9 protein-coding genes are annotated in these 12,080 nt (G+C 48.3%); 3 read left to right on the top strand and 6 right to left on the bottom strand.

The genetic code is table 11. The features are described 5' to 3' along the window. Positions 1–323: 323 nt before the first annotated feature. Together ACSTTG_RS13245 and ACSTTG_RS13240 are read left to right on the top strand one after the other, a co-directional pair. The gene (locus ACSTTG_RS13245; RefSeq protein ID WP_438475143.1) at positions 324–1,229 is read left to right on the top strand and encodes a DUF3943 domain-containing protein; all 906 of its coding nucleotides are present in this window, start codon (positions 324–326) and stop codon (positions 1,227–1,229) included. Between the two features lie 259 nt (positions 1,230–1,488). Next, complete coding sequence (locus ACSTTG_RS13240) at positions 1,489–2,001, top strand: glycine cleavage system transcriptional repressor (protein ID WP_438459547.1); 513 nt, start codon at positions 1,489–1,491, stop codon at positions 1,999–2,001. A gap of 198 nt (positions 2,002–2,199) precedes the next feature. Here ACSTTG_RS13240 and ACSTTG_RS13235 read toward each other — a convergent pair whose 3' ends face one another. From ACSTTG_RS13235 to ACSTTG_RS13225, 3 genes are all read right to left on the bottom strand, one after another. After that, positions 2,200–4,131 (bottom strand): hypothetical protein, encoded by a 1,932-nt coding sequence (locus ACSTTG_RS13235; protein WP_438459548.1) that lies wholly within the window; start codon positions 4,129–4,131, stop codon positions 2,200–2,202. Positions 4,132–4,477: 346 nt separating this feature from the next. Further along, positions 4,478–5,254, bottom strand: coding sequence for an adenosylcobinamide-GDP ribazoletransferase (locus ACSTTG_RS13230; RefSeq protein ID WP_438475142.1), 777 nt, complete (start codon positions 5,252–5,254; stop codon positions 4,478–4,480). 18 nt (positions 5,255–5,272) lie between these two features. Beyond that, positions 5,273–5,887: a histidine phosphatase family protein gene (locus ACSTTG_RS13225; protein WP_438459550.1), complete on the bottom strand. Its 615-nt coding sequence runs from the start codon at positions 5,885–5,887 to the stop codon at positions 5,273–5,275. Between the two features lie 125 nt (positions 5,888–6,012). Here ACSTTG_RS13225 and ACSTTG_RS13220 point away from each other — a divergent pair, with 125 nt between their 5' ends. Beyond that, entirely contained in the window at positions 6,013–6,546 is a 534-nt protein-coding gene (locus ACSTTG_RS13220) for an AAA family ATPase (RefSeq protein WP_438475141.1), read from the top strand. An 84-nt stretch (positions 6,547–6,630) separates the two neighbouring features. Here ACSTTG_RS13220 and nspC read toward each other — a convergent pair whose 3' ends face one another. The 3 genes from nspC to ACSTTG_RS13205 all read right to left on the bottom strand — a co-directional run bounded on the left by nspC (position 6,631) and on the right by ACSTTG_RS13205 (position 12,035). Beyond that, positions 6,631–7,764 carry a carboxynorspermidine decarboxylase gene (gene nspC, locus ACSTTG_RS13215; RefSeq protein ID WP_438475140.1) on the bottom strand — a complete coding sequence of 378 codons (1,134 nt, stop codon included), beginning with the start codon at positions 7,762–7,764 and terminating at the stop codon, positions 6,631–6,633. 127 nt (positions 7,765–7,891) lie between these two features. Further along, positions 7,892–9,136: a carboxynorspermidine synthase gene (locus tag ACSTTG_RS13210; RefSeq protein ID WP_438459553.1), complete on the bottom strand. Its 1,245-nt coding sequence runs from the start codon at positions 9,134–9,136 to the stop codon at positions 7,892–7,894. A gap of 13 nt (positions 9,137–9,149) precedes the next feature. Continuing rightward, positions 9,150–12,035 (bottom strand): pyridoxal phosphate-dependent class III aminotransferase, encoded by a 2,886-nt coding sequence (locus ACSTTG_RS13205; protein WP_438475139.1) that lies wholly within the window; start codon positions 12,033–12,035, stop codon positions 9,150–9,152. Between the last annotated feature and the right edge of the window lie 45 nt (positions 12,036–12,080).

The raw sequence follows: 12,080 nt of genomic DNA, 5'->3' as shown, positions 1-12,080 counted from the left end.
AACGAACATTAAGCGAGCCATATAGCACATCAGTCCATTGTAACGAAATGGGACTGTAAACCCCTACCCTTTTAGCTTAGTCAGTAGTGCTTTATCTGCAATTGGTGACTTTGCTCCCTAAAATATCTCCAATTGATGAGCAAGCACCTAGCTATCAAGAAGACACAGAATTGGAACAAATATCACAGCAACTTGACGCTAATATGTTAAGACAACATGCAGAGTAAAAATATGTGATTGATGCTGAAAAAAATTTCCAATCTTGCGTGCTTTGAAGGATAATTCTTAGGTTTACAACTAACAATCAATCTATTGGAGTTTTCGTGTTAAGAAATCGTCTTAGTGCCTTGCTGGTCTCTGCATCCGTTTGTACGACTGCTGCGGCAAGCTCATTCAACGAGCATCAACATATTGAATTCTCCTATACCCCAGATTGCCAAGGATCTTGTTGGACACAGGCACAACCTTATCGCTATCAACCTAAGCTCGACCCATATTCAATGAGCTTGGCCGAGCCAGAACTCAATATCAATGAGCCCACTCTACCTAAGTACTTAACCGTACAGGATGAGAAGGATTGGGACTACCTAATGGGGCAAACCTACACCATATTAGGTCTGAGTGTGGTTACCGTCGGCTTTATGACGCTTCTTCCCGAGTCAATTACCAAGTGGGATGAAGATGACATCAAGCTGAGTGGCTTAGGTAGACAGTGGTGGGACAACGTCAAGGAAGGCCCGGTATGGGATCGTGACGAACACTTTTTAAACTACGTAATGCACCCCTACTTTGGCGGTGTGTACTACACGGCAGCGCGTCACTCTGGATTTAATGAATTTGAGTCGTTTATCTACTCTGCGACTATGTCGGCATTCTTTTGGGAATACGGTGTAGAGGCCTTTGCTGAAGTCCCGTCATGGCAGGATCTGTTTATCACACCTTTCTTTGGTGCCGTGGTGGGTGAAATGATGTTCGAGGCTGAGCAAGACATCGTTGCGAACGGCGGCGAAGTGTGGGGCTCACAGCGCATGGGTGATGTGACTCTGTTCTTCCTCAACCCAGTTGGACACATTCATGGTTGGGTATCCGATGCGTGGGGTGGCAGTGCTGAGTTCCAGTTTAACCACACCCCGTGGTTTGGTAACTCTCAAGCGGCGCAATTCGCGCTTGATTCTGGGGCCAAGTACGACTCGCAGTTTTACGCGGTCGAGTTTAAGGTTCACTTCTAAGCTGGTTCACTTCTAAGCTAAAGGTATTCAACTTAACGCACTAAAGCGACCCATGCGGTCGCTTTTTTTGTGGTCAATTATGTGCCCAAGCTACTGTTTTAGCGCATAGGTATTCGTCTAGCTTTAATTTTTTGAACTTACTCAAACAATTGTCTGGTCAGGTCTCTAAACTAAACCTTAACCAGTGCTGTGGCGTAACCATAAATACACCTTGATATAACAACCTGCGCCAAAAAGCACCGAAGTCTAGGAGGAGATTATGAACAGCATATTTATCGTAAACTTTGCCGGTAAAGCACAGCCTTCGACTATCAAGCAACTCGCGGCTGTCACCCATGAAAATGGCGGTAAGTGGCTCACCAGTAAAGTCAACTTTATTGATGAGCATGTGGCCGCAGTCATTAAGGTTGAGGTACCTAGAGCCAATGAATCAGTGGTCAAAGACGCATTTCAGGCGCACCCTGGATTGATGGTGCAGATCGAAGATAGCGTTGATCACTCCTCGAAAACCGATACGATTCATCAAGTGCGGCTTGATGCTAACGATCGCGCCGGGATCGTCAACGAGATCACTCACATTTTGGATGCCAAAGGAATTTCCATCCTTGATATGGACTGCAATCGCGTATTCGTTGCCAGTGGTGGTGGGATAAGCTCGAGCCTATTCAGTGCCAACATGGCGCTCAAGCTGGCGCCTGAGTTAAGTATTGAGGATGTCACCAAGGACCTTGAGATGCTTAGTGAAGACACACGTGTGATCCTTGAGTCCTAAGTCAAGTTCAATCAACAATTGAATGGTTGGCCTCGCTCTACTGGCTATTGGTTCACTTGTAATACCAGTCTAAGCAACTATAGGCCTTCTGCCCCATCCGAGCTAATTAACCTACGACGAAAAAACCAGCAAATCACGCACGTGGTCTGCTGGTTTTCCTTTTGCCTATTACCGCTGATTAACGCTGATTAACGCTGATTAACGCTGAGCAAGCTTGCGAATATCTGAACTAAATTCGAAAGTCTGTAGTGTTGCACTGGTCACAAAGCCACCTTTATCAGGGAAGGTAATTGCAACCTCATTGTTATCCTTGAGCAAGCTGTTTGGTACATCGATCTCAAGCATCGTAAAGAACTGCGGACGATTTCCCTGATCATCACCTGAATGTGTGGCTGGTAAGGTTAACTTAGTGCCATTAAACGTAACGACAGGCTGTTTAGAGTGCTGATGCTTACGACCAAAGCTCAAGCGCAGAACGCCCTCACCAAAATCACTCGTAGCGACATCATTGATATTAAATGTAATCGCACGATTTTTCTTGATCGGCTGGTGGTAGTTATCGGCATAGTACTTACGCTCAACTGAGGTCTCCTTAATCTCAATTGGGCGCTTAAACACATACTCTAAAACCACTGTCGCTTCAGGATCAATCGCAATCGAGGCAGGCATGTTATAACGAGATTTCTCGGTTAACTTGATATCACCGTCAACGAAATGCAGCTGTTTAATCTTAACGCGCTCAAAATCTGAGGGCTTGATATTGAGTAGTTCAACATTGATCTCGGCAGCTTGATTAAGCAGGTTGCTTGCGGCCACATAAACCTTGTTGCCATCCACATAGCTATCAACTAGCACGTCTTTATTTACCGAATTAGTATCGACACGGGTGCCTTTAACATCTGACCACAGCTCATAGAATTTGATGATGTCAGTAAAGATGTAGTGATTGCCCTCTTGACCCGGTTTTTCATCGTTGTGACGCATTAAACGCCATGGGTAATTGCGCCCTTCTTCGCCGTGCCATCTCGCCTTGGTCAAGCTAAACGGGATCGCTTTTAGGATTTGATCAGGCTTGGCCATAAGTTGAATCATCATTGGACTGAATGACTTCATCGTTTGCCAGTCATTACGCGTAGACCAAGTTTCTTGCTCGGTCTTGTGGTCGCGCCCGCCATATTCCGAAATCATAAACGGTTTAACTTCACCCAACTGAAGGTGTTGATACTGCTCCATCATATCCATAGTCGCCTCGATACGCCCACCGCGGAAGTTCACCTCACCGTTGTTGCGACTTAAGTAACCAAAGTCATAAAGGTGGATCGACATAAAGTCCATGTGCTCACCACTGGTGTCGATAAACAGCTTCATCCGCTCTTCCCAGCGATCAAAGTTTCTCTCATCAAACCATGGAAATGCAGTCGTGTAGCCACCGATCATTACCGATTCATCTTTAACATGTTTGCGAAACGACTCAGCGACTTCGTTGTGATAGATGAAGGTATCAATGGGGTCATGGCCGTGAACGGTCACCAGTTCATAGAGTGGCTCATTCAAGATCTCCACGTACTTAGGACGTTTTTGACCTTTTTCTGGCCCCTCGCCCTCTTCGCGGTAGTATTCATTGATAAAGCGGCCCATAAATTCACCGACTGCATCGGTGTTTTTAAATGACCAGCCACCCTTGCCTTTATGATTGCCAATCCAGAACTGATTGATTTGACCACCTACCATGACATCAAAGCGGTCATCATATTGGTGGTGCTTGGCTAACTGCTTACCATAAATGTTTAAGCGGCGATTCTCACCGAGCTTGGCAATGCTCTCAGGATCAGCGTAACCCGGACGATTCGGGTCTTGCTCAACTTGGCGTGCATTACCTGGCAGAACCCCATTATCACGCCCAAAATAGACATCGAGATCTTCAAGCAGGTACTGCAGTTTAGTCTCTTCTCCTCGCCAGTCCGGCTCGGTAATAGTGGAGTGCATGACGATGTATTTACTACGGTCAAATTCCGAAATACCACCGACCTCATGTTTCACATTGAGGTCGACATATACCGGCGAACTTGCAACAGCGTAGCCTGAGAGTAGCACGGTCGCTAAACCCAGCGATTTTGACGCGGCCTTCATAAGATTGATTCCCTATCTGTGTTTCACTTGATTAAAAATCTTGCTGATTTGGTTGAGTGAAAGCGCTGGGAAGACAATCTCGGTGCTGCCTATCCATTTCCCTACTCGGTCGAACTTACTCAATTATCGTTATCAGCAAATTAGCTCAACCAGTTTAGAGATAGATCTGACCAATGGTAAACCAGTTCTGCCATCATTTGTTAACCAGGTCGTTAAAACACTGGTAATAAATTTGTTGGACCAAAATATTTGATCCCGATACTGGTATTTACCCCTGGTTGATGATTAAGAGTACAAAAAATATTTACATTATCTTTTGACCCTTAATGAACAGTGTCAGCATGACTCAAGCCCAACTCAAAAGAAACAGATAACAAATTGCTTCAGTGATCTGCTGAACCGCACCCAAAGCATCGCCGGTATATCCGCCCACTTGACCAACCATCCAGCGTCCTAAAAACCAACGTGTAACCAAAAGTACGGAGATTAACCCCAGTAGGTAGCTAAAGGATGGCAATAATATCAAACAAGCTAACGCGACTAACAATAACGTAGCTAGGTCCCCCTTCGCATTTTGGCTCCGTGATACCTGTAATTTTGATACGTCAATCTGCTGGACATAGTTATGGGTATAAATAAAACTTACTGCAACGGTACGACTAATAACATGCGCCAGCACAATACTGACAATAACCTCAGACATACCAATCTCACCAAGGGCAGTCAGGCTGGAATATTTTAACAGCAGCATCATTGCCATTCCGAGTAACGCATAGGCGCCAACGCGCGAGTCTTTCATTATTTCCAGCTTGCGCTGTGGGGTAAATCCACCACCAAAGCCATCACAGGTGTCGGCGAATCCGTCTTCATGAAAGGCACCGGTTAGGTAAATCCCCGCCATCATGGAGAGCACAACCGCAATCTCAATTGGCCACACTTGAAAGGCAAGAAAATAAACGCCTGCGTTAAGTCCACCAATCAATAACCCGACTAAGCCGGCGTATTTATACGCCTCATTTTTTAGGGCTTCACTATAAGGGGTACTTTGTGGTACTGGGATACGGGTGAATATCATCAGCGCCAGACAATAGACTTGCCACTCGCGAATTAACCATTGCTTCATTGGGCTTGTACTCACTTATTAATCCTGCTCTGGCCATAATAACTGTGGCCACAGTTTATTGTGTTCATCTCGATAAACCGACATCGAGACCCGCGCACCATAGGGGATATTCATTCGCTGTAAATAATGGCCATCTCTTGGCATGTTCAGGTTTTGCCTAATGATCTGCTTAATTACGCCGCCATGAGTGACAAGCAGTACGCGCTTACCTTGATAACGCTCAACTATCGCTTGCCAAGCGGTTTCAATGCGCTGATCAAAATCGACTAAACGCTCTCCATTTGGCGGTGTGGTTGTCCAAGGGTCATCCCAAAAGGCCATCAGTTGGGCTTGGTTTTGCTCCCAGACCGCTTGTTTTTCTTTGCCGTCCCAATCACCAAAATTGAGCTCTTGAAAACCCGGTTCAACCTCTAAGGGAACCTTATGGTCACTCGCATATTGCTTGGCAAACACCTGGCAACGGATCCTTGGCGATGTGATCACCACATCGACTTGGGTAAGCCCAGCCACCGCTTTATGCATCTGCTGCCAACCAGACTCGGTCAGCGCAAATTCACTGTGACCACGAAAACACTGCTCCCCCTCAGGCCGACCGTGGCGCAAAAGCTCAATATGTGTCAGTGCATTGTCCATGATTAAGCCCCCGACTCCTTGTACTCTAAGTTGCTTGTTTCTAGTTTGACCTTTATCCTAGGTGGCATCATACACGCTAATGCGTACGCTGGCGTAACTTTCTGATTAGTCACGGATAGATCAAAATGAATCCAATCGTCATCACCGGAGGTCCCGGCGCTGGAAAAACTACCATTATTGAGGCATTGAGTGATCAGGGCTTTGTGACGTTTAAGGAGGGCTCAAGAAGTATCATTGAGCAGCAGTTGCAGCTTGAAGGTGGCGTATTACCTTGGACTGACTTGCCAGCTTTTGCTGATTTGTGTTTCGACTTAATGCTCAACCAAAAGCAATCGGCAGAAAACGCGGGTGCGAAAGCCACATTTTTAGACCGCGCAATCCCAGATATTATTGCCTATTTAAAAACAGGCGAGTGCGACGTTGACCCAAAATATATTGAGGCAGGGTCAGGCTACTACCATAAGATTTTTATGTGTAAACCCGAGGCAAGTATCTACAACCAAGACCAAGTCCGGCCACACAGTTTTGAGGAAGCACGACTCATCCACCAAAATTTGATTTCTGCCTACTCAGAATTAGGCTATGAACTAATAGATATCCCGTGGGGCACAGTTGAAGAAAGGGTAAATTTTATCAAAGCCCAGCTAACATTACGCTAAAGGGGCGCGAGTAACACAACACAAGTGCCCTACTACTCGCTCCCCGGAACGAAGTGAAACCCGCACCTCGCCCCCTGTAACTTGTTACGCAACCGACCACTGTGACAGCGAGCGTTTAAAGTCGTTATAGTCAAACTCGTTCAACTTCTGAATTTGACCATCTGAGCGCTCACAATAAACCGACGGCATACGCAAGCCATTAAACCAGTTTAGTTTCACCATGGTGTAACCAGCACTGTCTAGGATATGTAGGCGCTGGCCAACCTCTAGCGGCGCATCGAAGTTAGCAACACAGAACTGATCGCCAGCCAGACATGAACATGAACCAATCACGTATTCGTACTCACCCTGCTCGCTGGCTTCCAGTACTGATGCAGGCTCATCATAGATCAGTGTATCTAGGCGGTGCGCCTCGGTTGCTGAATCAACGATAGCGGTCTTCTTCACGTTCTCAACAATATCTACCACGGTCACTACGAGGTCAGTAGTTTTAGTGATAATCGCCTCACCAGGCTCCAGGTACAGTTGCACGCTGTGTTTATCGGCAAACGCTTTCAGCGCTGCGCCCAACTTATCAATTTCGTAGCCAGGCCAGGTGAAGAATACGCCGCCACCAAGGCTAACCCAATCCATCTGGTCAAGGTACTCACCAAACTGCTCAGAGATCGAATCAAGCAGTGCAGTAAAAGCATCAACGTCTTTGTTCTCACAGTTCATATGGAACATCACGCCATCAAGGCTTTCAAACACCTCAGGGTTGATGTGATCCGCTTGCACGCCAAGGCGCGAGTACTGACGTGCTGGGTTTGCCAAGTCTTGGCCTGCATAGCTTACACCTGGGTTAAGACGCAGGCCCAAAGACGCTTTGCCCTCAACGATATGACGGTAGGCTGCCAGTTGGCTTTGCGAGTTGAAGATCATCTTGTCACAAATGTCTGCCACTTCGCGTACGTCGTCTTCACTGTAGCCAACACTGTAAGCGTGGGTTTCGCCGCCGAAGGTCTCGTAACCGAGTTTGACCTCAAATGGGCCTGAGCTAGTCGAGCCATCTAGGTAAGGCTTGATGATGTCAAACACACCCCATGTCGAGAAACACTTCAGCGCCAAAACCAATTTCACGCCGGAGATCTCTTTGAGGTATTTCGCTTTTTCTAGGTTTTCAATCAACTTATCTTCGTTGATCATAAAGTAAGGGGTTTTTAGTTCGTGCTTTTGCATACAGACCATCACTCTAAATCGAACAAAGCCGACGCTTGCGCATCGGCTCTAAATATTAGGCCAAATGGTGAATTTGGCCTTAGCGCGCTTTTCATCTTTGCAAAGTGAAAAGCGCCAGCAAGCTAACTTATTTTAGCTTATGGATCTCAGGCTGACCCACTTCAAGCTCTTGAACGTGCCAGTCTAGGCCGATCTCAGGCATGGTTTCTAGGAACGGATCTGGGTCCAATTGCTCCATGTTGAACACGCCCTTGTCTGCCCACTTGCCACGGAAGAACTGCAATGCTGCAGTGATAGCCGGAACGCCCGTGGTGTAAGAGATCGCTTGGTGCTCTACGTCTTCGTAAGCCACTTCGTGGTCTGCGTTGTTGTAGATGAACACGCTGCGCTCCGCGCCGTCTTTTTTACCTTGAACCCAAGTACCGATACAGGTTTTGCCTGTGTAGCCTGGTGCTAGAGATGTTGGGTCTGGTAGCAGTGCTTTCAGTACGTGCAGAGGCTGTACCACAGTGCCGTCGTGTAGCGTTAGCGGATCTGGGCTCAATAGGCCAATGTCACGCATGCAGTTGAAGTAGTTTAGGTACTTATCACCAAAGCCCATCCAGAATTCGATACGCTTAGCTGGGATAAACTCCTGCATTGAACGTACTTCATCGTGCGCCATTGAGTAAACCTTGTGCTTACCCACTAGCGGGAAGTCAAACTCGAGCATACGCGAGTGACAAGGAACCTGTTTCCACTCTTGGTTTTCCCAGTAGAAAGAGTCGCCTTGGATCTCAAGCATGTTGGTTTCTGGGTCAAAGTTGGTTGCAAACTTCTTACCGTGGTCACCCGCATTCACATCCATGACATCGATGGTATCAATCTCATCGAATAAGTGCTTCACCGCGTAAGCGGCAAATACTGATACTACGCCTGGATCGAAGCCCGCGCCAAGAATACCTGTGATGCCCGCTTCAGCGAACTTCTCACGGTAGCCCCACTGCCAGTCGTACGCTTGTGGTACCTGCTGACCTTCAGAGCACAGGTCAACTGCCACTGACGTATCAAGGTATGAAACTTTTGCTTGGTAACACGCTTCCATGATGGTCATGTTTACCCACGGAGGACCGGCGTTAATCACAAGATCAGGCTGAACCTCTTTGATCAATGCAACCAATGCTTCTACGTCGTCCGCGTTCACCGCGCGCGCTTCCAGTTTCTTCGATGGGTCTTTCAGGTTGTTCTTTTTCTGAATCGACTCGATGATTTTTTCACACTTGCCCACGGTACGTGATGCGATCGTGATATCACCTAGTACATCGTTGTTCTGAGCGGCTTTGTGCGCCACTACCCAGCCAACACCGCCTGCACCAATCTGTAGAATTGCCATAGTTTCCGTTACCTTATTTTACTAACTCAACCGCTAGTTGGTTGATATCATTAAGTAGTTTTTCAAAATCCGTCATAGACAGGGTTGGGTTCAAAATGGTGAATTTCAGCGCCGATTGGCCCTCAATTACCGTTTCACCCAGCACTGCGACACCACGTACCAAGGCTTCGATACGCACTTGTTGGTTTAGTTTGTCCCAGCCTGTAGCTTCACCAAGTGTAGTACGGAATAACACGGTTGATAGCGATGGGCGAGCCAGCAGCTCAAAGCCAGCTTTTGCATCAACCATATCCGCAACTTGTTGAGTCTGCTCTAGAAGGTGATCGTACATCTCACCCAGCGCCTGCGGCCCTACGCTCTGCATGGTCATAAAGACTTTCAGTGCATCAAAACGCTTAGTGGTCGCAATCGACTTGTCCACTAGGTTTGGCAGCTCGTCATGCTCGCGGTTTAGGTAATCCGCATGATGCAGCAGGAACTTAAAGTTCGCTTTGTCATTCACCAGTAGCGCACCGCAGCTGATGGTTTGGAAGAACAGCTTGTGGAAGTCCACGCTCACTGACGCTGCACGCTCAATACCTGATAGGCGCCCTTTTGAGCCGCTCAGGATCAGTGCGCCACCGTAAGCGCCATCAACGTGCATCCACAGCTCGTGCTTGTCAGCAACGTCGGCAATCACCTCAAGGTTATCAATCGCGCCGTGATCAGTGGTGCCTGCAGTGCCAACAATCGCAAACGGGATCAAACCCTCTGCCTTGGCATCAGCGACAACTTGCTCAACCAGCTCAGCTTTCATAGTGCCGTCGAGATTAGCCGGCACGCTCAGTACCGCTTTCTCGCCTAGGCCCATCCAAGAAGCCGATTTCTGCACTGTGAAGTGGGCGTTGTCTGAGCAGACAATGCGCAGCTTGTCGGCATAATCCGGCAGACCTAGCTTCTGGATCGAGTGACCGCTTAGCTTGTCAGCAATCCAGTCGCGCGCCAGCAGCAGACCCATCTGGTTGCTCTGCGTGCCGCCGCTGGTCATGATGCCATCGGCCTTGGTGCCTAGCTCATACTTGTCACACAGCCAGTTAATCACTTTTTGCTCAACATAAGTCGCTGACGAGGCTTGATCCCACGAGTCCATTGACTGGTTAAGTGCACCAATCATCGCTTCAGCTGCCACAGATGGCATCAGAGGCGGAGTGTGCAGGTGAGCAATACAGTTCGGATGCTGAGTGAAGATCGCGTTCTTCGCTACCAAATCTGTCGTGCTGTCGATCACCTCTTTGAGGCTCTTATCTGACGCATCAAGATTAACCGCGTTGATTTGCGCTTCTAGCTGGGCTGGCTCCATACCTGAGTACGGCTGCTCGACTTGCTCGAAGATCTCTTTCATCACGCGCGTGGTGTGGTTCATCACATCAGCAAACTCGTTCGCGCCGGTCTCACCGGTGTGAATAAAGTGCTTTTTCCACTTGTGATTGTCTGTTGGCTCATCAACCATATCAGCGCCCGCTGCAAGCATGGCCGCCTCTAGGGTGCGCAGAGCAAAATCAATCTGCTCAAATGAGATGATCACAGGTGGTAGGAAGCGGATCACCGACCCATCACGGCCGCCCTTCTCTACCATCAAGCCGCGCTCTAGCGCTGCACGCTGGATTTTTAGAGTTAGCTCGCCATCAGAGGCTGGCTCACCAAATTTGTTACGCTCACCGCTTGGCTTTTTGATTTCAACGCCAAGCATTAGACCTTTACCACGCACTTCTGCAATGCAGTTAACGCGTTTCTGGATGTTCTCTAGGCCAAGGCGCAGGTATTGACCCGCGATATTGGCATGCTCAACCAGATTATCACGCTCAATGATCTCTAGCGCTTTAGCGCCCGAAACCATCGCGAGCTGGTTACCACGGAACGTGCCCGTATGCTCGCCTGGACGCCAAGTATCGACTTTCTTGTTGAAGACCAAGATCGACATTGGCAGGCCGCCACCAATCGCTTTTGACAAACACAGGATGTCGGGGCTGATACCCGCTTCTTCAAACGCGAAGCGGTAACCGGTTTTACCCACACCACACTGGATCTCATCCAGAATAAGTAGGATTTCGTGCTCATCACAAATGCGGCGCAGTTCACGTAGCCACTGTGCAGGGGCAGGGATCACACCGCCCTCACCTTGTACTGGTTCAACGATGATCGCAGCAGGCTTCATGATGCCCGCTTCATCGTCGTTTAGGAGACGTTCAATGTAGCGGATGTTGGCTTTCGCGCCCTCTTCGCCGCCAAGACCAAATGGGCAGCGTAGGCTGTATGGGAACGGCATAAAGTGCACATCTGACATTAGGCCAGTGCGACGCTCTTTGGTGCCCAGGTTACCCATCATACCCATGGTGCCGTTGGTCATGCCGTGGTAAGCACCACGGAACGCAAACATGGTGTTGCGACCGGTGGTCTGCTTAGCCAGTTTAATCGCCGCTTCAACCGCATCCGCGCCAGAAGGGCCACAGAACTGGATCGCTGAGTCTTTGGCAAAATCTTCTGGCAAGAAGGCTTTTACCTGACGAATAAAGTTAGCTTTCGCTTCAGTGGTGATGTCCAGCGTCTGATAAGGCAGACCTGAATCAAGCTGCTCTTTGAGTGCTTGGTTGATTTCTGGGTGGTTATAACCCAATACGAGCGTGCCAGCGCCCGCTAAACAGTCAAGAAAGACCTGACCACGCGTATCTTCAACCAACGCTCCGTACGCTTTTTTAATGGCGATTGGTAGTCGACGAGGATACGAACGAACCTCTGACTCATGCTCTTGCTGCTCAAGCAGCGCTGAGTCTAGGGTTAAATCATAAGTGCCTTCTAATACAGGCACTTGAGAAGAAAAATTGCTTGCGATACTGGTATCGACTTCAAAGGCGGTGCTCATTATATATACCTTGAATCCGAGAAAATCCAACACGAGCCGATCCTA

The organism is Vibrio glycogenivorans (assembly GCF_051660965.1).
In the GTDB taxonomy this organism is placed as follows: Bacteria; Pseudomonadota; Gammaproteobacteria; order Enterobacterales; family Vibrionaceae; genus Vibrio.
Note: the sequence above shows the minus strand (reverse complement) of the source record. Positions and strands in the feature narration are given on the sequence as shown.